Consider the following 23,449-nt stretch of genomic DNA (forward strand, 5'->3'; position numbering starts at 1 on the left):
ATGCAGTTCAGCGAATTGATGGCAGTGCTTTCGACCCTGGCGATCCGTCTTCAACGGGAACAGGAGGACCTGCTCGTCCAGGGCGATGACGAGGCGCTGGACGACGGGCTCTGGGACAGCCTGGTGCAGCACAAGGCCCGGCTCCTGGAACTGCTCGACGGCCAGGGCGGCAGCTGGCTGAGCCCGGCTTTCAGGATCACCCCGGACATGCTGCCCCTGGTGCAGCTGGACCCGCCCGCCATCGAGCGTATCGTCGCCGCAGTGCCCGGTGGCGCCGCCAACGTGCAGGACATCTACCCCCTGGCGCCGCTGCAGGAGGGCATGCTCTATCACCATTTGTCCGCCGCCCAGGGCGACCCCTATGTGCTGCAGGCGCGCTTCGCCTTTGCCAGTGCCGAGCGACGGCAAGCCTTCGCCGAAGCCTTGCAATGGGTCATCGACCGCCACGACATCCTGCGTACCGCCATCGCCTGGGAAAGCCTGGATGAGCCGTTGCAGGTGGTCTGGCGCCAGGCGCCGCTGGTGATCGAGGCCGTGGCGCTGGACCCGGCCGACGGCGATGTGCTCGGCCAGTTGCAGGCCCGCTACGACTCCCGGCACTTTCGCCTGGACCTGCGTCAGGCGCCGCTGCTGCGCCTGGTGCACGCCGAGGACCCGGCCAACCAGCGCCAGGTGGCGCTGCTGCTGTTCCATCACCTGGCCCTGGATCACTCCGCGCTGGACCTGGTACGCCAGGAAATCCACGCCCGCCTGCAAGGGCACAGCGAGCGCCTGCCGGCCCCGGTACCGTTTCGCAACCATCTGGCCCAGGCCCTGGCAAGCCGCAGCGAGGCGGCCCACGAGCGCTTCTTTCGCGAGATGCTCGGCGATATCGACGAGCCGACCCTGCCGTGCGGCCTGGGGGATGTGCAGGGCGCCGGGCGGGTGATCGAAGAGGCCCGGCTGACCCTGGACCGCGAGCTCAGCCAGCGCCTGCGGGCCCAGGCCCGGCAACTGGGGGTGAGCAGCGCCAGCCTGATGCACCTGGCCCTGGCCCGGGTGCTGGGCCAGCTGTCGGGGCGCGAAGCGGTGGTGTTCGGCACCGTGCTGCTGGGCCGCATGGAGGCCGGCGAAGGCGGCGAGCGGGCCCTGGGCATGTTCATCAACACCTTGCCGCTGCGGGTGGATGTCGGCGCCCAGGGCGTGCGCGCCGGGGTCCTGGCCACCCATCAGCGGCTCAGTGCCTTGCTCGCCCATGAGCATGCGTCCCTGGCCCTGGCCCAGCGCTGCAGCGGGGTCAGTGCGCCGACGCCGCTGTTCAGCGCCATGCTCAACTACCGCCACAGCCACGCCGCCGATGGCGCCCAGGTGCAGGAGGTGGCCCCGGGCATCCAGGTGCTGGGCGCCGAAGAACGCACCAACTACCCGCTGACCATCAACATCGATGACCTGGGAGAGGATTTTTGCATCACCGCCCTGGTGGATCGGCAACTGGGCGCCGAGCGCATCGCCGGCTACCTGCTGACCGCCCTGGAGAGCCTGGCCCTGGCCTTGCAGAGCACTCCGCAGGCACCGCTGTACAGCCTGGAGATGCTCCCGGCCAGCGAGCGCCGCTACCTGTTGCAGGGCCTGAACACGCCGCTGGGGCACTACCCGGACAGCCCGCTGATCCACCAGCAGGTGGAAGCCCAGGCCCGGGTCCAGCCCGAGGCCCCGGCGCTGCTGTTCGGCGAGCTGCGGCTGAGCTACGGCGAGCTCAACCGGCGCGCCAACCAGGTGGCCCACCGTTTGCTGGCGCTGGGCGTACGCCCGGACCAGCGGGTGGCGATCTGTGTCGAGCGCGGCGTGGAAATGATCGTCGGCCTGCTGGGCATCCTCAAGGCCGGCGGCGCCTACGTGCCCATCGACCCGGCCTACCCCCGCGAGCGCATCGCCTACACCCTGCAGGACAGCGACCCGGTGGCGCTGCTGGTGCAGGCCGGCACCCAGTCCCTGGTGGCCGACCTGCGGGTGCCGCTGATCGACCTCGACAGCCGCACCCTGGCCCATGAAGCCCAGGACGACCCCGAAGTGCCGGGGCTGACCCCGGCCCACCTGGCCTATGTGATCTACACCTCGGGCTCCACCGGCCTGCCCAAGGGGGTGATGGTGGAGCACCGCAACGTGGCCCGGCTGTTCAGCGCCACCCGCGACTGGTTCGACTTCAACTGGCGGGACGTGTGGGCGCTGTTCCATTCCTTCGCCTTCGATTTCTCGGTGTGGGAGATCTGGGGGGCGCTGGTGCATGGCGGCCAGTTGCTGGTGGTGCCCCAGGCCGTCAGCCGTTCGCCGGATGACTGCTACCGGCTGCTCTGCGAAGCCCGGGTGAGCATCCTCAACCAGACCCCCAGCGCCTTCCGTTCGCTGATCGCGGCCCAGGACCAGAGCCCCCTCAAGCACTCCCTGCGCCAGGTGATCTTCGGCGGCGAGGCCCTGGAACCGGGGATGCTCAAGCCCTGGTATGCCCACCTGGAAAACGTCGGCACCCAGCTGGTGAACATGTACGGCATCACCGAAACCACGGTGCACGTGACCTATCGCCCGTTGCAGGCGGCGGATGCCCAGCTGGTGGGCAGCAGCCCCATCGGCCGGCGCATTCCCGACCTGCAACTGTATGTGCTCGATGCCCACCGCGAGCCGCTGCCCAGCGGCGTGGTGGGTGAGTTGTATGTGGGCGGCGCCGGGGTTGCCCGGGGCTACCTCAACCGCGATCAGCTGACCGCCGAGCGCTTTATCGCCGACCCCTTCAGCCACGAGCCGGGGGCGCGGCTGTACAAGACCGGCGACCTGGCGCGCTGGCGCAGCGACGGCAGCCTGGAGTACCTGGGGCGCAACGATGACCAGGTGAAGATCCGCGGCTTTCGCATCGAGCTGGGGGAGATCGAGGCCCGCCTGGCGGCCTGCGACGGCGTGCGCGAAGCGGTAGTGATCGCCCGGGAAGACACTCCGGGGACAAGCGCCTGGTGGCCTATGTGATCCCCCGGCCGGGGGCCGCTGCCAGCGCTGCGCAACTGCGCGAGCAACTGCAACAGAGCCTGGCCGAGCACATGCTGCCCAGCGCCTTCGTGACGTTGCAGGCCTGGCCCCTGACCCCCAATGGCAAGCTCGACCGCAAGGCCCTGCCGGCGCCGGACAGCCAGGCCCTGGCCCGGCGTGAATATGCAGCGCCCCAGGGCGAGGTGGAACAGGCCATCGCGGCAATCTGGCAAGAGCTGCTGGGCTTGCCGCAGGTCGGGCGCCAGGACAACTTCTTCGAGCTGGGCGGGCACTCGCTGCTGGCGGTCAAGCTGATGGAGCGCATGCGCCAGGTGGACCTGTGCGCCGATGTGCGGGTGCTGTTCGGCCAGCCGACCCTGGCCGCGCTGGCGGCGACCGTGGGCGGGCAGCGCGAGGTGCAGGTGCCAGCCAACCGCATCGCCGCCGATTGCCGCCACATCACCCCGGACCTGCTGCCCCTGGCGGACCTCGATCAGGCCGCCATCGACCGGCTGCTGGCGCGGGTGCCCGGCGGCGCCGCCAACGTCCAGGACATCTATGCCCTGGCGCCCTTGCAGGCGGGGATCCTCTATCACCACCTGAGCAGCGCCGAGGGCGATCCCTATGTGCTCCAGGTGCAGTTCGAATTTGCCGGCGAAGACGCCCTGCAAACCTTCACTCTGGCCTTGCAGCAGGTCATCGCGCGCCACGACATCCTGCGCAGCAGCATGGCCTGGGAAGGCCTGGAACAGCCGGTGCAGGTCGTCTGGCGCCAGGCGCCCCTGGACATTCAGGTGGTCGAGACGGACCCGGCCCAGGGCCCGGTGCTGGAGCAGCTGCAGGCGCGTTTCGACCCCCGTCGCTACCGCCTGGACCTGAGCCGGGCGCCGCTGCTGCAACTGGCCTGCGCCGCGGACCCGGGGCAGCAGCGTTGGCTGGGCCTGCTGTTGTTCCACCACCTGGCCCTGGACCACAGCTCCCTGGAGGTGTTGGTGGAGGAGATCAGCGCGGTGCTGCAGGGCGCCGCCGCGCAGTTGCCGGCGCCGGCACCGTACCGCAACTATGTGGCCCAGGCGCGCCTGGGCCATGGCGAGGAGCAGCACCAGGCGTTCTTCCGCGAGATGCTGGCGGACATCGACGAGCCGACCCTGGCCTTCGGCCTGCAGGACGTGCAGCGCGACGGCAGCGGCATCCGGGAGCGTCAACTGCGCCTCGACCCGGCGCTGTGCCGGCGCCTGCGAGAGCAGGCGCGGCACCTGGGAGTGAGCCTGGCCAGCCTGCTGCACCTGGCCTGGGGCCGGGTGCTGGGGCAACTGGCGGGCCGCGATGACGTGGTGTTCGGCACCGTGCTGCTGGGAAGGATGCAGGGCGGCGCCGGTGCCGACCGGGCCCTGGGCATGTTCATCAACACCTTGCCGTTGCGGGTCAGTGTCGGGGAACAGGGCGTGGCCGAGGCCTTGCGTGCCACCCATGCCCGGCTGGCCCGATTGCTGGGCCACGAGCACGCCTCCCTGGCCCTGGCCCAGCGCTGCAGCGGCGTGCCGGCATCGCTGCCCCTGTTCAACAGCCTGCTCAACTACCGCCACAGCGCTGCCGACGCCGCGCAGCAGGGGCCGGCGAGCTGGGAGGGGATCCGCGTGCTCGACTCCCGGGAGCGCAGCAATTACCCCCTGGCGCTGAATATCGACGATGACGCCCACGGCCTGCGCCTGACCGTGCAGGCCGTGGCGCAGGTGGACGGCGATCGGGTCTGTGGCTACCTGCAGTGCGTGCTGGAACACCTCGCCCAGGCCTTGGAGCAGACCCCGGCCCTGGCCCTGGAGGACATCCCGGTACTGCCGGCGGCCGAGCGCCGCCAGGTATTGCTGGAGTTCAATGCCAGCACCCGCGACTACCCGCGCCAGCACACCGTGCACCGGCTGTTCGAGGCCCAGGCCCAGGCCCACCCGCAGCGGGTGGCGGCGGTCGAAGGCCAGGCGCAGCTCAGCTACGGCGAGCTCAATACCCGGGCCAACCAGTTGGCCCGGCACCTGCTGGAGCTCGGGCTGCAGCCCGGCGACCGGGTGGCGATCCTGCTGCCCCGTTCCCTGGACCTGCTGGTGAGCCAACTGGCCGTCTGCAAATGCGCCGCGGCCTATGTGCCCCTGGATATCAACGCCCCGGCCCAGCGCCAGGCCTTCATGGTGGAAGACAGCGCCAGCGTGCTGCTGCTCAGCCGCAGCGACCAGGTGCTTGCGTGCCCGGCCAGAAGGGTCGACCTGGACCGCCTGCAACTGGCGCCATTGCCCGGGCACAACCCGGACCTGGCGCAGTCGTCCGAGACCGTGGCCTACATCATGTACACCTCCGGTTCCACCGGCGTGCCCAAGGGCGTGCAGGTGCCGCACCGGGCCATCAGCCGCCTGGTGCTCAACAACGGCTATGCCGACTTCAACCCCGAGGACCGGGTGGCGTTCGCCTCCAACCCGGCCTTCGACGCCAGCACCATGGATGTCTGGGGCGCCTTGCTCAATGGCGGCCGGGTGCTGGTGATCGATCACTACACCCTGCTGGAACCTGCGCGTTTCGGCCGGGCCCTGAGCACGGCCGGGGCCACGGTGCTGTTTGTCACCACGGCGCTGTTCAACCAGTACGTGCAACTGATTCCCGAGGCCCTCAAGGGCCTGCGGATTCTCCTCTGCGGCGGCGAGCGTGCCGACCCGGCGGCCTTTCGCCGCCTGCTGGCGCTGGCGCCGCGGCTGCGCCTGGTGCACTGCTACGGCCCCACCGAAACCACCACCTACGCCACCACCCATGAAGTCACCGCCCTGGCCGATGACGCCGAGCACGTGCCCATCGGCCGGCCGATCGGCAACACCCGGGTGTATGTCCTGGACGCCCAGCAGCGGCCGCTGCCCATCGGTGCCCCGGGGGAGATCGTGATCGGCGGCGACGGCGTGGCCCTGGGTTATCTCAACCGCCCCGAACTCAACGCCGAGAAATTTATCCGCGACCCCTTCAGCGAACAGCCCGAGGCCTTGCTGTACCGCACCGGGGACATTGGCCGCTGGCTGGGCAACGGCCTGCTCGAATGCCTGGGGCGCAACGACGATCAGGTAAAGATCCGTGGCCTGCGCATCGAACTGGGGGAAATCGAGGCGCGCCTCACTGCCTGCGCCGGGGTCAAGGAGACCGTGGTCCTGGCCCGGGAAGACGAGCCCGGGGACAAGCGCCTGGTGGCCTACTACACCCTGCAGGCGGACGCCGCGCCGCTGCCGGCCGAAGCCCTGCGCGCGGCCCTGCAGCAGCAACTGCCGGACTACATGGTGCCCCTGGCCTACGTGCAGTTGCAGGCCTTGCCCCTGACCAACAACGGCAAGCTGGACCGCAAGGCGCTGCCGGCGCCGGCCCCGTCGGCTTTGCTCAGCCGTGAATTCGTCGCCCCCCGGGGCGAGGTGGAAATCGCCCTGGCGCGGATCTGGAGCGAGCTGCTCAAGGTGGAGCAGGTGGGGCGCCACGACCACTTCTTCGAACTGGGCGGGCACTCGCTGCTGGCGGTGAGCCTGATCGAGCGCATGCGCCAGATCGGCCTGAGCGCCGATGTGCGGGTGCTGTTCAGCCAGCCGACCCTAGCCGCCCTGGCCGATGCCGTGGGCAGCGGCCGGGAAGTGCAGGTGCCGGCCAACCTCATCAGCGCTGATTGCCCGCGCATCACCCCGGACCTGCTGCCCCTGGTGGAACTGGACCAGGAGGCCATCGACCGGGTGCTGGCCAGCGTGCCGGGCGGCGTGGCCAATGTGCAGGACATCTACCCCCTGGCGCCGTTGCAGGAGGGCATTCTCTATCACCACCTGAGCACCGGGCAGGGCGACCCCTACCTGCTGCAATCGCGCCTGGCCTTCGACAGCCTGGAGCGCCTGCAGCGTTTCGCCGGGGCCCTGCAGCAGGTCATCACGCGCCATGACATCCTGCGCACCGCGGTGCTCTGGGAAGGCCTGCCGCAACCGCTGCAAGTGGTCTGGCGCCATGCCGAGCTCCGGGTCGAAGAACAGCACCTGGACCCGGCCGAGGGCGACCTGCTGGCGCAGTTGCAGCAGCGCTTCGACGCCCGTCACTGGCGCCTGGACCTGGCCCAGGCGCCGCTGATCCGCCTGGTCTATGCGCGAGAGCCCGGGCAGCAGCGGGTGCCGGCGATCCTGCTGTTCCACCACCTGGCCCTGGATCACACCGCCATGGAGGTGATCGGCGAGGAAATGCGCGACCTGCTGTTCGACCGCGCGCAGCACCTGGGCACACCGGTGCCGTACCGCAACTATGTGGCCCAGGCACGCCTGGGTGCCGGGCAGGCGGAACACGAGGCGTTCTTTCGCGACATGCTCGGGGACATCGACGAGCCGACCCTGGCCTTCGGCGTAGAGGATGTACAGGGTGACGGCCTGGGTATCGAAGAGGCCGAGCTGGTGCTGCCCGAGGCCCTGAGCCAGCGCCTGCGGCAACAGGCGCGGCACCTGGGGGTGAGCGCCGCGGCCCTGATGCACCTGGCCTGGGGCCTGGTGCTGGGGCAGTTGGCCAACCGTCGCCAGGTGGTGTTCGGCACCGTGCTGATGGGCCGCATGCAGGGCGGCGCGGGCGCCGACCGCGCCCTGGGGGTGTTCATCAATACCCTGCCGCTGCGGGTCGATGTGCAGGGCAGCGTGCGTGCCGCGGTCAAGGCCACCCACGCCCGGCTCAGCGCCTTGCTCGGCCATGAGCACGCCTCCCTGGCCCTGGCCCAGCGCTGCAGCGCGGTGGCGGCCGGCGCGCCGCTGTTCAATACCTTGCTCAACTACCGCCACAGCGTGCCGAACACGGCGGCGCCGGACGGCCTGGATATCTGGCAGGGCGTCGAACTGCTGGGGGGCGAGGAGCGCAGCAACTACCCGCTGAGCCTCAGCGTCGATGACCTGGGCGAAGGCTTCAGCCTGGCGCTGCTGGCCCAGGCCGGAATCGGTGCGCAGCGTGTCGGCGCTTATATGCAAAGTGCCCTGGAGCAACTGGCCCAGGCCCTGGAACACAACCCGCAGGCGGCCCTCGAACAGTGCTCGGTGCTGCCGCCACAAGAGCGCGAGCAACTGCTGGAGGGCTGCAATGCCAGCACCGCCGACTACCCCCGCGGGCAGACCCTGCACGGGCTGTTCGAGGCGCGAGCGGCACAGGCTCCCGACGCTGTGGCGCTGGTGCAGGGGCCGTTGCGCCTGAGCTACCGCCAGCTCAACCAGCAGGCCAATCAGCTGGCCCGGCAACTGCTGGAGTTGGGCGTGCACCCAGACGATCGCGTGGCCCTGTGCCTGCAACGCGGGCCGCACTTGTTGCGGGGCATGCTGGCGGTCCTCAAGGCCGGGGCGGCCTATGTGCCCATCGACCCGAGCCTGCCGGCCGAACGCATCGCCTACCTGCTGCAGGACAGCGCGCCGCTGGCGGTGCTGGTACAAAGCGCCACCCGCGAGCTGCCGGGCAGCCTTGCGGTGGTGTCGATCGATCTCGATGGGGTTGCCTGGCAGGAGGCCGAGCTGGGCAACCCGCTGCTGCCGCACCTGACCCCGGCGCACCTGGCCTATGTGATCTACACCTCCGGTTCCACTGGCCTGCCCAAGGGCGTGATGGTGGAGCACCAGAGCCTGGAAAACCTGGTGCACTGGCACTGCGCGAGTTTCGACCTGGGCCCGGGGCGGCACAGCTCCAGCGTCGCCGGCCTGGGCTTCGACGCCATGGCCTGGGAGGTCTGGCCGACCCTGTGCAGCGGCGCGACCCTGCACCTGCCGCCCGCCGATGTGGGCAGCCAGGATATCGAAGCGCTGCTGCACTGGTGGCGCGCCCAGCCCCTGGATGTCAGCTTCCTGCCGACCCCGGTGGCCGAATACGCCTTCAGCCAGGGGCTCGGCCACCCCACACTGGACACCTTGCTGATCGGTGGCGACCGCCTGCGCCAGTTCGCCGCCGACCCGGGTTTTGCAGTGATCAACAACTACGGCCCCACCGAAGCCACGGTGGTGGCCAGCTCCGGGCGGATCGAGGCCGGTAGCGCCCTGCATATCGGCCGGCCCGTGGCCAATGCGCGGCTCTACCTGCTGGACGAACTGCAGCGTCCGGTGCCCCAGGGGGTCAGTGGCGAGCTGTATGTGGCCGGCGCCGGGGTGGCCCGGGGTTACCTCAACCGCCCGCAAATGACCGCTGAGCGCTTTCTCAACGACCCCTTCAGTGCCGAGCCCGAGGCACGCATGTACCGCACCGGTGACCTGGCCCGCTGGCGCGCCGACGGCAACCTCGACTACCTGGGGCGCAACGACGACCAGGTGAAGGTGCGCGGCATGCGCATCGAACCTGGGGAAATCGAGGCGGCGCTGCTCACCCATCCGGCCCTCAAGGAAGCCCTGGTGCTGGTCCGCGAGGGGCGCCTGCTGGCCTATTTCACTTCCCGTACCGAGGGCGTGCAAGCCGCCGCCGAAGACCTGCGCGACCACCTGCAAGGCCGGCTGCCGGACTACATGCTGCCGGTGGCCTATGTGCGCCTGCCGGCCATGCCCCTGACCGCCAACGGCAAGCTCGACCGCAAGGCCCTGCCACCGCCGGGGGAAGAGGCCTGGCTGAACCGGGAATTCGTGGCCCCCGAAGGCGAGGTGGAACAGGCCCTGGCGCGGATCTGGAGCGAGGTGCTGCAGGTGGAGGCGGTGGGGCGCCATGATCACTTCTTCGAACTGGGCGGGCATTCGCTGCTGGCGGTGAGCCTGATCGAACGCATGCGCCAGATCGGCCTGGACGCCGACGTGCGGGTGCTGTTCGGCCAGCCGACCCTGGCTGCGCTGGCGGCTGCGGTGGGCAGTGGCCGCGAGGTCGCGGTCCCGGCCAACCGGATCACCGCGGATTGCCCGCGCATCACCCCGGACCTGCTGCCGCTGGTGGAACTGGAGCAGGAAGCCATCGACCGAGTGGTGGCCAGCGTGCCCGGCGGCGTGGCCAACATGCAGGACATCTACCCCCTGGCGCCGTTGCAGGAGGGCATTCTCTATCACCACCTGAGTGCCCGGCAGGGCGACCCCTACCTGCTGCAATCGCAGCTGGCCTTCGCCAGCCGGCAACGCCTGGATGATTTCGCCGCAGCCCTGCAGCGGGTGGTCGAGCGCCACGACATCCTGCGCACCGCGGTGCTCTGGGAAGGCCTGAAGCAGCCGCTGCAAGTGGTCTGGCGCCAGGCAGGGGTGCAGGTGCAAGAGGTGCAAGCGAACCCCGCCCAGGGCGAGGTCCTGGAGCAACTGCAGGCGCGCTTCGATGCCCGGCACCTGCGCCTGGACCTGACCCGGGCGCCGCTGATGCGCCTGGTGTATGCCCAGGACCCGGCCCGCCAGCGCATCGTCGCCATCCTGCTGTTCCATCACATGGCCCTGGACCACACCGCCCTGGAGGTGGTGCGCGAGGAAATCCAGGCCTGCCTGCTGGGGCAGTCGCCCGCGGGCACGGCGATTCCCTATCGCAACTACGTGGCCCAGGCGCGCCTGGGTGTGAGCCGTGAAGAGCACGAGGCATTCTTTCGCGAGATGCTCGGCGATATCGATGAGCCGACCCTGCCGTTCGGCCTGCAGGACGTGCAGGGCGATGGCGATGCCATCGAAGAGCGCCAGCAGGCCCTGGAACCGTCACTGAGTGCGCGCCTGCGGACCCAGGCCCGGTTGCTGGGGGTGAGTGCGGCGAGCCTGTTCCACCTGGCCTGGGCCCGGGTCCTGAGCGTCACCTCGGGCCAGGACCGGGTGGTGTTCGGCACCGTGCTGCTGGGGCGCCTGAGCGCCGGGCAGGGCGCCGACCGGGCCCTGGGCATGTTCATCAACACCTTGCCGCTGCGGGTCGACCTGGATGCGCGTGGCAGCCGTGCCGCGGTCAAGGACACCCACGCCCGGCTCAGTGCCCTGCTGGGTCATGAACACGCCTCCCTGGCCCTGGCCCAGCGTTGCAGCGGGGTGGCCGCGCCGCTGCCGCTGTTCAGTGCCATGCTCAACTACCGCCACGGCAGCGACGGGGTGCCGAGCCAGGCCGTGCAACAGGCCTGGCAGGGCATCGAGACCCTGCACAGCGAGGAGCGCACCAACTACCCCCTGAGCCTCAACGTCGACGACCTGGGCCAGGGGTTCCGTCTCACCGCCATGACCCTGGCGCGGATCGGTGCCGAGCGTATCTGCGGCTACATGCAGCAGGCCCTGCTGGCCCTGGTGGAGAACCTGGAGACGGCGCCGCAGCGGCCCCTGCGCGAGGTGCCGATCCTGCCGCCGCAGGAGCGTCAGCACCTGCTGCAAGGGTTCAACGCCACGGCCGTGGATTACCCCCTGGAGCAGACCCTGCACGGGCTGTTCGAGGCCCAGGTGCGGCGCAGCCCCGAGGCCACTGCGGTGCAGGCCGGCGAGCAGCAGCTGAGCTACGGCGAACTCAACCGGCGCGCCAACCAGCTGGCAGGGCACCTGCTGCAACTGGGCGTCGGCCCCGACAGCCGGGTGGCGATCTGTGTCGAGCGCGGGCTGGAAATGGTGGTCGGCCTGCTGGCGATCCTCAAGGCCGGCGGCGCCTATGTGCCCATCGACCCGGGCTACCCCGCCGAACGCATCGCCTACATGCTCGACGACAGCGCGCCCCTGGCGGTGCTGGCCCAGGGCGCGACCCGGGCATTGCTCGGCGAACTGGCGCGGCCCCTGGTGGACCTCGACCAGTTGGCCTGGAGCGGGCCGGCGCCGGGCAACCCGCAAGTAGAGGGGCTGACCCCGGGGCACCTGGCCTATGTGATCTATACCTCCGGTTCCACCGGCCAGCCCAAGGGCGCGATGAACGAGCACCGGGCCGTGGTCAACCGCCTGTTGTGGATGCAGGCGCAGTACCGCCTTGGCACCGAGGACGCGGTGTTGCAGAAGACCCCGTTCAGTTTCGACGTCTCGGTCTGGGAGTTCTTCTGGCCGCTGTTCACCGGCGCGCGCCTGGTGATGGCGCGCCCCGACGGGCACAAGGACCCGGCCTACCTGCGCCAGGTGATCCGCGAGCAGGGCATCAGCACCTTGCACTTCGTGCCCTCGATGCTCGATGTGTTCCTGGCCCAGGGCGAGGGCGCCGAGGACCTGAGCCTGCGCCAGGTGATGTGCAGCGGCGAGGCACTGCCGGGCAGCCTGGTGCGGCGCTTCAAGCAGCAACTGCCACAGGTGGCATTGCACAACCTCTACGGCCCCACGGAGGCCGCAGTGGACGTCACTGCCTGGGATTGCAGCGGCCCGCTGGCCGATACCCCGGACCACACGCCCATCGGCAAGCCCATCGCCAATACCTGCATCTACCTGCTGGACGCGCAGATGCAGCCGGTGCCCCTGGGGGTGGTGGGCGAGCTGTACATCGGCGGGGTGCAGGTGGCCCGGGGTTACCTGAACCGCGAGCAGTTGAGCGCCGAACGTTTCCTCAAGGACCCGTTCAGCCAGGAACCGGGGGCGCGCCTGTACCGCACCGGCGACCTCGGGCGCTATCAGGCCGACGGCACTATCGAGTACCTGGGGCGCAACGACGACCAGGTGAAGATCCGCGGCCTGCGCATCGAACTGGGGGAGATCCAGGCGCGCCTGACCCAGCTGGAGGAGGTCAAGGAGGCGGTGGTACTGGCCCGCGAGGATGTGCCCGGCGACCAGCGCCTGGTGGCCTACTACACCACCCACGACAGCGCCCGGCGCCTGCCCGTCGAGCACCTGCGCACGCAACTGCTGCAGCACCTGCCGGAGTTCATGGTGCCGGCGCTGTTCGTGCACCTGGCGGCGCTGCCCCTGAGCGCCAACGGCAAGCTGGCGCGCAAGGAACTGCCGGCCCCGGGGCTGGAGGCGGCCCAGGTGCGCGAGTACGAGGCCCCGGTGGGCGACACCGAAATCGCCCTGGCGCGGCTGTGGGCCGAACTGCTCAATGTCGAGCGGGTGGGGCGTCACGATCATTTCTTTGAACTGGGTGGGCACTCACTGCTGGCGGTCAGCCTGATCAGCCGCATGCGTGAGCTAGGCATGGAAGCCGATGTCCGGGCGTTATTCGAACAGCCGACCCTGGCGGCCTACGCGGCCATGACCGAACGAATGGAGATCGTCCTGTGAGCGTGATCGAACTGTTGGCGACACTGAAGGAAAAGGATGTGCAACTGGTGCTCAAGGACGACCAGCTGGTGGTCCAGGGCAACAAGCAGGCCCTGAGCGAACCGCAGCTGCTGGCCCGCTTGCGCGAGCACAAGCCGGAGCTGATCGAGCTGATCCGCGCCGGCCAGTATTCGCCGAGCAAGGCCGGGCAGGTGCAGGTGCCGGCCAATGGCATCACCCCGGGCATCAGCCGCATCACCCCGGCGATGCTGCCCCTGGCCAACCTCGACCAGGAGGCCATCGAGCGCATTGTCGCCAGCGTCCCGGGCGGGGTCGCCAACGTGCAGGACATCTACCCCCTGGCGCCCCTGCAGGAGGGCATTCTCTACCACCACGTCAGTGCGCAGCAGGGCGACCCCTATGTGATGCAGGCGCAGTTCGCCTTCGCCAGCGAGGAACGTCTGGAAGCCTTTGCCGAGGCCCTGCGCGGGGTCATTGCGCGGCACGACATCCTGCGCACCGCGGTGCTCTGGGATGGCCTGGAGCAGCCGATGCAGGTGGTCTGGCGCGAGGCCGGGCTGGAGCTGCAAGAGGTCGAGACCGACCCTGCGGCCGGTGAGGTTCTGGCCCAGTTGCATGCGCGTTTCGACGCCCGCCACTATCGCCTGGACGTCAGCCAGGCGCCGCTGCTGCGCCTGGTGCATGCCCGGGATGAAGCCGGGCAGCGCATCGTCGCCATGCTGCTGTTCCACCACATGGCCCTGGACCACAGCGCCCTGGATGTGGTGCGCCACGAGATGCAGGCCTTCCTCACCGGGCAGGCCGAGCGCCTGGGGCCGGCCATGCCGTTTCGCAACTACGTGGCCCAGGCGCGGCTGGGTATCAGCGAACAGGAGCACGAAGCGTTCTTCCGCCAGATGCTCGGCGATATCGACGAGCCGACCCTGCCTTACGGCCTGCAGGATGTGCAGGGCGATGGCCGGGCCATCGAGGAATGCACCCAGGCCCTGCCAACCGAGTTGAGCCAGCGCCTGCGGACCCGGGCCCGGCTGGCCGGGGTCAGCGCGGCCAGCCTGTTCCACCTGGCCTGGGGCCGGGTGCTGGGCACCCTGGCGGGCAAGCACAAGGTGGTGTTCGGCACTGTGCTGATGGGCCGCCTGCAAGGCGCCGAAGCCACCGAGCGGGCCCTGGGGATCTTCATCAACACCTTGCCGTTTCGCCTGGATGTGGACCGCCAGGGCCTGGGCGAGGCCCTCAAGGCCACCCACGCCCGGCTCACCACCTTGCTGCGCCACGAACACGCGGCCCTGGCCCTGGCCCAGCGTTGCAGCGGCGTGAGCGCACCGACCCCGCTGTTCAGCGCCTTGCTCAACTACCGGCACAGTGCTGCCGGGGCCAGTGCCGCGGCCCAGGCCGCCTGGGCCGGGATCAGCACCCTGAGCTCCGAGGAGCGCACCAACTACCCCCTGACCCTGAGCGTCGACGACCTCGGGCAGGATTTCAGCCTGACCCTGCTGGCCAGCACCCAGGTCGACCCGCGGCGCATCCTCGGCTACCTGCTGTGTACCCTGGAGAACCTGGCCCAGGCCCTGGAGCAGACGCCGCAACTGGCCCTGGAGCAGTTGCCGATCCTGCCGGTGGCGGAGCGCGAGCAGGTGCTGGAAGGCTTCAACCGCAGCGCGGTGGACTACCCCGGGGGCAGGCTATCCATGGCCGCATCGAGGCCCAGGCGCAGCGCACCCCAGACGCCCTGGCGGCCTGCTACCAGGGCCGCTCGCTGAGCTATGCCGAGCTCAACCGACAGGCCAATGTCCTGGCTCGGCAACTGCGCGGGCTGGGGGTGCAGCCCGATGACCGGGTGGCCATCGTTGCCCGGCGCAGCCTGGAAACGGTGGTGGGCCTATTGGCGATTCTCAAGGCCGGGGCCTGCTATGTGCCCATCGACCCGGCCCACCCGGCCGAGCGTCTGAACTACCTGCTCCAGGACTGCGGCCCGCGGGCGGTGCTGACCCAGGCCGAGCTGCTGGGGCGCCTGCCGGCCCTGGCGGTGCCGGTGATCGAACTCAACCAGCGGTTGTGGCTCGATCAGACGGCGGACAATACCCAGGTACCGGGGCTGAGCGCGGCCAACCTGGCCTATGTGATCTACACCTCCGGCTCCACCGGCCTGCCCAAGGGGGTGATGGTGGAGCACCGGACCCTGGGCAACCTGGTGGACTGGCACTGCCAGGCCTTCGACCTGCGTGCCGGCAGCCAGGCCTCGTGCCTGGCCGGCTTCGGTTTCGATGCCATGGCCTGGGAGGTCTGGCCGGCGCTGTGTGTGGGCGCGACCCTGCACCTGGCACCGGCCCAGGACGGCAGCGAGGACCTGGATGCGTTGCTCGCCTGGTGGCGTGCCCAGCCCCTGGACGTGAGCTTCCTGCCGACCCCGGTGGCCGAGTACGCCTTCAGCCAGGAGCAGGGCCACCCGAGCCTGCGCACCCTGCTGATCGGCGGCGACCGCCTGCGCCAGTTCAGCCACGACCAGGGCTTTGCCCTGATCAACAACTACGGCCCCACCGAAGCCACGGTGGTGGCCAGTTCCGGGCCGATCCACGCCGGTGGCGAGCTGGACATCGGCCGGCCGGTGGCCAACGCGCGCATTTACCTGCTGGATTCCCAGCAGCGCCCGGTGCCCATCGGCGTCGCCGGTGAGCTGTATGTGGGCGGCGCCGGGGTGGCCCGGGGGTACCTCAACCGCCCGCAATTGACCGCCGAACGCTTTCTCGACGATCCCTTCAGCGACCAGCCTGGGGCGCGCATGTACCGCAGCGGCGACCTGGCGCGCTGGCTGGCGGACGGGCGCATCGACTACCTGGGGCGCAACGACGATCAGGTGAAGATCCGCGGCGTGCGCATCGAGCTGGGGGAAATCGAGACCCGCCTCTGCCAGTTCCCCGGTATCCAGGAAGCCGTGCTGCTGGCCCGCGAGGATCAGCCGGGCAACCCGCGGCTGGTGGCCTATTTCACCCAGCAGCAGGACGTCGCCCTGGACGTGGCGCAGTTGCGCGCCCACCTGCTGGCGCAGTTGCCTGACTACATGGTGCCGGTGGCTTATGTACGGCTCGACGCCTTGCCCCTGACCGCCAACGGCAAGCTCGACCGCAAGGCCCTGCCGGCGCCGGATCAGGCGGCGCTGTTTGGCCGTGAATACCAGGCCCCGCAAGGCGCCACCGAAACCACCCTGGCCGCGATCTGGCAGGAGGTGCTGCACCTGCCGCGGGTCGGGCGCCAGGATCACTTTTTCGAGCTGGGCGGCCATTCGCTGCTGGCCATGCGCATGGTGTCCCAGGTACGCCAGCGCCTGGGGGTGGAACTGGCCCTGGGCGAGCTGTTCGCCAATGCCGAGCTGAGCGCGGTGGCCGCGGTGCTGGAGCGTGCCGGGCGCAGCCATCTGCCGGAGATCTTCCCGGCGGTGCAGGATCACGACCTGCCGCTGTCCTTCGCCCAGCAGCGCCTGTGGTTCCTGGCGCAGATGGACGGTGCCGCCAGCGCCTACAACATTCCCATCGGCCTGGGCCTGCGCGGGCAGCTCGATCGCTCGGCGCTGCGCCAGGCGCTGCAGGCCATCGTCAGCCGCCACGCCACCTTGCGCAGCCGTTTCGTGCGCGTAGAGGACCAGCCCCAGGTGCTGATTGGGCCCCTGGACAGCGCTCTGGAACTGCACGAGGAAGACCTGCGCCAGGCGCCGCTGATCCTGGCCGGACGGGTGCGTGCCGAAGCCGCCCAGGCCTTCGACCTGGAGCAGGGGCCGGTGATCCGCGCGCGCCTGCTGGCCCTGGCGGACGATCACCATGTGCTGCTCCTGACCCTGCACCACATCGTTGCCGATGGTTGGTCCATGGGCGTGCTGACCCGGGAGCTGGTGGCCCTGTACGAGGCCTTCAGCCAGGGCCGGCCCGATCCCTTGGCGCCGCTGGCGGTGCAGTACAGCGACTTTGCCCTGTGGCAACGGCGCTGGCTCAGCGGCGAGGTGCTGCAGCAGCAGAGCGACTACTGGCGCCAGGCCCTGGCCGGCGCGCCCAGCCTGCTGATGCTGCCCACCGACCGGCCGCGGCCGCAGCAGCAGGATTTCAGCGGTGGCAGCATCGAGCTGCTGCTGGACCGGGCCCTGAGCGACCAGCTCAAGGCCCTGAGCCAGCGCCATGGCTGCACCCTCTACATGACCCTGCTGGCCGGCTGGGGGCTGCTGCTGAGCCGCCTTTCGGGGCAGGACGATCTGCTGATCGGCAGCCCGGTGGCCAACCGCATGCGCGCCGAGGTGGAAGGGCTGATCGGGCTCTTCGTCAACACCCTGGCCCTGCGCCTGGACCTGGACCCGGGGCAGAGCGTGAGCGGGCTGCTGGCCCAGGTCCGCGCCCGCAGCCTGGAGGCCCAGGGGCACCAGGACCTGCCGTTCGAGCAGGTGGTGGAAATCGTCCGGCCCCAGCGCAGCCTGTCCCACAGCCCGCTGTTCCAGGTGGTGCTGACCTGGGTCGACAACTTCGCCCAGGACCTGCAACTGGGGGACCTGAAACTCGAAGGTGTGGCCGGGGCCAGCGCGGTGGCCAAGTTCGACCTGACCCTGAGCCTGGGAGAAAGCCAGGGGCAGATCCGCGGAACCCTGGACTACGCCACCGCGCTGTTCGATGAGGCCACGGTGCAGCGCTATGCCGCCTACCTGGTGCAGGTGCTGCGGGCCATGGTGGCCGACGATCAGCAATGCCTGGCCCAGGTGCAGTGGCTGGATGAGACCGAGCGCCGGCAACTGCTGGAGGATTTCAACGCCAGCGCCGTGGACTACCCACGGGGCCGGACCCTGGCCCAGCGCTTCGAGGCCTTTGCCGCTCGGCAGCCCGAGGCCACGGCCCTGCAGGTGGGCGCGCAGCGCCTGAGCTATGGCCAGTTGAATGCCCGGGCCAACCAACTGGCCTGGCACTTGCGGGAGCTGGGGGTGGGCCCGGATCAGCGGGTGGCGATCTGCGTCGAGCGCGGGCCGGGGATGGTGATCGGCCTGCTGGGGATTCTCAAGGCCGGTGGCGCCTATGTGCCCATCGACCCGGGTCACCCCGCGGAACGCATCGCCTACCTGCTGCAGGACAGCGCGCCGCTGGCGCTGCTGGTGCAGGGCAGCACCCGGGCCCTGGTGGGCCAACCGGCCATGGTTCGGGTGGACCTCGACCAGCCCGAGTGGCAGGCCCGCCCCGAGGGCAACCTTCAGGTGCCGGGCATGAGCTGCGCGCACCTGGCCTATGTGATCTACACCTCCGGTTCCACCGGCCTGCCCAAGGGCGTGATGGTGGAGCATGCCAGCCTGGAAAACCTGCTGGACTGGCATTGCCAGGCCTTCGACCTGGGGCCGGGGCGACATGCCTCCAGCGTCGCCGGTTTCGGCTTCGACGCCATGGCCTGGGAGCTCTGGCCGACGCTCTGCGGCGGCGCCACCCTGCACCTGCCGCCGGCCGGTATCGGCCACCAGGACCTCGACCAACTGCTGCACTGGTGGCAGGCCCAGCCCCTGGACCTGAGCTTTTTGCCGACCCCGGTGGCCGAATACGCCTTCAGCCAGGGCCTAGGCCACCCGACCTTGCGCACCCTGCTGATCGGCGGCGACCGCCTGCGCCAGTTCAGCCAGGAGCCGAGTTTTGCCGTGGTCAACAACTACGGCCCCACCGAAACCACGGTGGTGGCCAGCTCCGGGCGGCTGCTGGCCGGCGGGCCCCTGGACATCGGCCGGCCCATCGCCAATGCACGGATCTACCTGCTGGACCCGCAGCAGCGGCCGGTGCCCATCGGCGTCGCCGGTGAGCTGTATGTGGGCGGCGCCGGGGTGGCCCGGGGTTACCTCAACCGCCCGGAGCTGACGGCCGAACGCTTTCTTGAAGACCCCTTCAGCACCGTGCCGGGCGCACGCATGTACCGCAGCGGCGACCTGGCGCGCTGGCGGGCGGACGGGCGCATCGACTACCTGGGGCGCAACGACGACCAGGTGAAGGTGCGTGGCGTGCGCATCGAGCTGGGGGAGATCGAGACCTGCCTCAACCGCCTTCCGGGCATCCGCGAGGCGGTGCTGCTGGCCCGGGAAGACCAGCCGGGGCAGACCCGGCTGGTGGCCTATTTCAGTGCAACCCCCGGCGCCGAGCCGAGCCCGGCCGAGCTGCGCAGGCGCCTGCTGGAGCAACTGCCGGAGTACATGGTGCCGGCGGCCTATGTGCACCTCGCTGCCTTGCCCCTGACCGCCAACGGCAAGCTCGACCGCCGGGCGTTGCCGCAACCGCCGCTGGAGGCGCTGCTGAGCCGGGACTATGTGGCCCCCGAGGGCGACAGCGAGATCGCCCTGGCGCAGATCTGGAGCGAGCTGCTGCAGGTCGAGCGGGTAGGGCGCCACGATCACTTCTTCGAACTGGGCGGCCATTCGCTGCTGGCCATGCGCATGCTGTCCCAGGTGCGGCAGCGCCTGGGGGTGGAGCTGGCCCTGGGCGAGCTGTTCGCCAATGCCGAACTGTGCGCCGTGGCCGCGGCCCTGGCCCGGGCCGAGCGCAGCAGCCTGCCGGACCTGCTGCCGGCGCCGCGCAACCAGCCGCTGGCGCTGTCCTTCGCCCAGCAGCGCCTGTGGTTCCTGGCACAGATGGAAGGGGCCAACACCGCCTACAACATTCCCATCGGCCTGCGCCTGCGCGGGCCACTGGACGGCGCGGCCCTGCAGCAGGCCCTGGAGCGCATCGTCGCGCGCCATGAAACCCTGCGCAGCCGCTTTGCCCAGTACGGTGACGAAGCCCAGGTGCTGATCGCCCCGGCCGAATCCGGGCTGGAGCTGCTGCTGGAAAACCTGCGGGGCCACCCCCAGGCCAGCGACGCCTTGCAGGCCCTGGTGCAGGGCGAGGCCTCGGCGCCGTTCGACCTGCAACGCGGGCCGCTGATCCGCGGGCGCCTGGTCAGCCTGGCGGACGACCACCATGTGCTGTTGCTGACCCTGCACCATATCGTCAGCGATGGCTGGTCCATGGGCGTGCTGACCCGGGAACTGGTGGCGCTGTACCAGGCCTTCAGTCGTGGCCTGCCCGACCCCCTGGCGCCGCTGGCGGTGCAGTACAGCGACTTTGCCCACTGGCAGCGGCACTGGCTCAGTGGCGCGGTGCTGGAGCAGCAGGCGCAGTACTGGCGCCAGGCCCTGGAGGGGGCGCCGCCGTTGCTCATGCTGCCCACCGACCGGCCACGGCCGGCCCAGCAGGACTACGCCGGCAGCAGCGTCGAGGTGCGCCTGGATGCGCAATTGACCGCCGGCCTGCGCGCCCTGAGCCAGCGCCATGGCACCACCTTGTACATGACCCTGATGGGCGCCTGGGCGCTGCTGCTGGGGCGGCTCTCGGGGCAGTCCGAGGTGGTGATCGGCACCCCGGTGGCCAACCGCATGCGCGCCGAGGTGGAAGGGTTGATCGGGCTGTTCGTCAACACCCTGGCCCTGCGCCTGGACCTGGAGGCGGCGCCCCGGGTCCAGGCGCTGCTGGCCCAGGTCCGCGCCCGCACCCTGGAGGCCCAGGCTCATCAGCACCTGCCGTTCGAGCAGGTGGTGGAGATCCTGCGGCCGTTGCGTAGCCTGTCCCACAGCCCGCTGTTCCAGACCCTGTTCACCTGGCAGAACGGCGACGGCCCGCAGCTGGAGCTGGGGGACCTGCAACTGGAGGGCATCCACGAGGCCAGCCACTTCGCCAAGTTCGACCTGTCCCTGAGCCTGGGGGAGGTGCAGGACCGCATCGAAGGCAGCCTGGAATACGCCACGGCGCTGTTCGATGAAACCACCATGCTGCGGTATGCCGGCTACCTGCAGCGGGTGCTGCAGGCCATGGTGGCCGATGAACAGATGCTGCTGGCACAGGTGCCGCTGCTGGATGCCGCCGAGCGCGAACAGCTGCTGCACGGCTTCAATGCCACCGCCCGCGACTACCCCCTGGAACAGACCCTGCACGGGCTGTTCGAGACCCAGGTACTGCGCAGCCCCGAGGCCATCGCCGTGCAGGCCGGCGAGCAGCAGTTGAGCTACCGCGAGCTCAACCAGCAGGCCAACCAGCTGGCCGGGCACCTGCTGCACCTGGGCGTCGGCCCCGACAGCCGGGTGGCGATCTGCGTCGAGCGCGGGCTGCCCATGGTGGTGGGCCTGCTGGGCATCCTCAAGGCCGGCGGCGCCTACGTGCCCATCGACCCGGGCTACCCCGCCGAACGCATAGCCTACATGCTCGACGACAGCGCGCCCCAGGCGCTGCTGGCCGATAGCGCGACCCGGCCGCTGCTGGGCAACCTGGCGCTGCCCCTGGTGGATCTCGACCAGCCGCAATGGCACCGCCAGCCCCGGGTCAACCCGCGGCTCAACGGCCTGACCCCGAGCCACCTGGCCTATGTGATCTACACCTCCGGTTCCACCGGCCGGCCCAAGGGCGCGATGAACGAGCACCGGGCGGTGGTCAACCGCCTGCTGTGGATGCAGGAGCAGTACCGTCTCACTGCCGAGGACGCGGTATTGCAGAAGACCCCGTTCAGTTTCGACGTCTCGGTCTGGGAGTTCTTCTGGCCGTTGTTCACCGGCGCACGGCTGGTGATGGCGCGCCCCGATGGGCACAAGGACCCGGCTTACCTGCGCCAGGTGATCCGTGATGAACGCATCAGCACCTTGCACTTCGTGCCCTCGATGCTCGATGTATTCCTGGCCTATGGCGACACCCGCGAATGCGCCGGCCTGCGCCAGGTGATGTGCAGCGGCGAGGCGCTGCCGGGCAGCCTGGTGCGGCGCTTCAAGCAGCAGTTGCCGCAGGTGGCGCTGCACAACCTCTACGGCCCCACGGAAGCGGCGGTGGACGTCACCGCCTGGGATTGCGCCGGCCCGCTGGCACAGACCCCGGACAACACCCCCATCGGCAAACCCATCGCCAATACCCGCATCTATCTGCTGGACGGGCAGATGCAGCCGGTGCCCCGGGGCGTGGTGGGCGAGCTGTACATCGGTGGGGTGCAGGTGGCCCGGGGTTACCTGAACCGCGAACAACTGAGCGCCGAACGCTTCCTCAAGGACCCGTTCAGCCAGGAACCGGGCGCGCGCCTGTACCGCACCGGCGACCTGGCCCGCTACCTGGCCGACGGCACTATCGAGTACCTGGGGCGCAACGACGACCAGGTGAAGATCCGTGGCCTGCGCATCGAGCTGGGGGAAATCCAGGCGCGCCTGACCCAGCTCGAAGGGGTCAAGGTAGCGGTGGTGCTGGCCCGGGAAGATGTGCCGGGCGACCAGCGCCTGGTGGCCTACTACACCACCGTTGCCGGGCAGCCGGCCCTGGCGGTGGAACAACTGCGCCGGGCGCTGCTGGAACACCTGCCGGAGTTCATGGTGCCGGCGCTGTTCGTGCACCTGGCGGCGCTGCCCCTGAGCCCTAATGGCAAGCTGGAACGCAAGGCCCTGCCGGCCCCGGGGCTGGAGGCGGCCCAGGTGCGCGAGTACGAGGCCCCGGTGGGCGACACCGAGATCCTCCTGGCGCAACTCTGGGCCGAACTGCTCAAGGTCGAGCGGGTGGGGCGCCACGACCACTTCTTCGAGCTGGGCGGCCATTCGCTGCTGGCGGTGAGCCTGATCGGCCGCATGCGCCGGGCCGGGCTCTCGGCGGATGTGCGGGTGCTGTTCGGCCAGCCGACCCTGGCGGCCCTGGCCGCTGCCGTGGGCCGCGGTCGCGAGGTGCAGGTACCGGCCAACCTGATCTACCGCGACTGCCCGCGCATCACCCCGGACCTGCTGCCGCTGCTGGCACTGGACCAGGCCGCCATCGACCGGGTGGTGGCCACGGTGCCCGGCGGTACCGCCAATGTGCAGGACATCTACCCGCTGGCGCCGTTGCAGGCCGGCATCCTGTTCCACCATCTGGCGGCTGGAGCGGGTGACCCCTACGTGTTGCAGGCGCAGTTCGCCTTTGCCAGCACCGAGCGCCTGCAGGCCTTCGCCCAGGCCTTGCAGGGGGTGATCGAACGCAATGACATCCTGCGCAGCGCGGTGCTCTGGGAAGGCCTGGAGCAGCCGCTGCAAGTGGTCTGGCGCCAGGCGCCGCTGTGCTGCGAAGAGATCGCCCTGGAGCCTGGCGACGGCGAGGTGCTGGGCCAGTTGCAGGCGCGCTTCGACAGCCGTCGCTACCGCCTGGACATCGCCCAGGCGCCGCTGCTGCGCCTGGTGCATGCCGCCGACCCGGTGAACCAGCGAGTGGTGGCCCTGCTGCTGTTCCATCACCTGGTGATGGACCACGTGGCCCTGGAGGTGCTGCAGCACGAACTGCAAGCCTTCCTCCTGGGCCAGCAGCAGCGCCTGGGGGAAGCGG

General features: G+C 70.0%; 2 pseudogenes (1 of these 2 cut by a window edge). Both read left to right on the forward strand.

Features of this window, described 5'->3' with window-relative positions:
• Nucleotides 1-13,103: pseudogene (gene ofaB / locus KI242_RS11405) on the forward strand (orfamide A non-ribosomal peptide synthetase OfaB).
• Nucleotides 13,100-23,449, forward strand: a pseudogene (gene ofaC / locus KI242_RS11410) (orfamide A non-ribosomal peptide synthetase OfaC); it runs 4,355 nt beyond the window's last position. The pseudogenes ofaB and ofaC overlap by 4 nt, the downstream one beginning before the upstream one ends.

The sequence above is a fragment of the Pseudomonas sp. Eqa60 genome, from assembly GCF_018326405.1.
In the GTDB taxonomy this organism is placed as follows: Bacteria; Pseudomonadota; Gammaproteobacteria; order Pseudomonadales; family Pseudomonadaceae; genus Aquipseudomonas; species Aquipseudomonas protegens.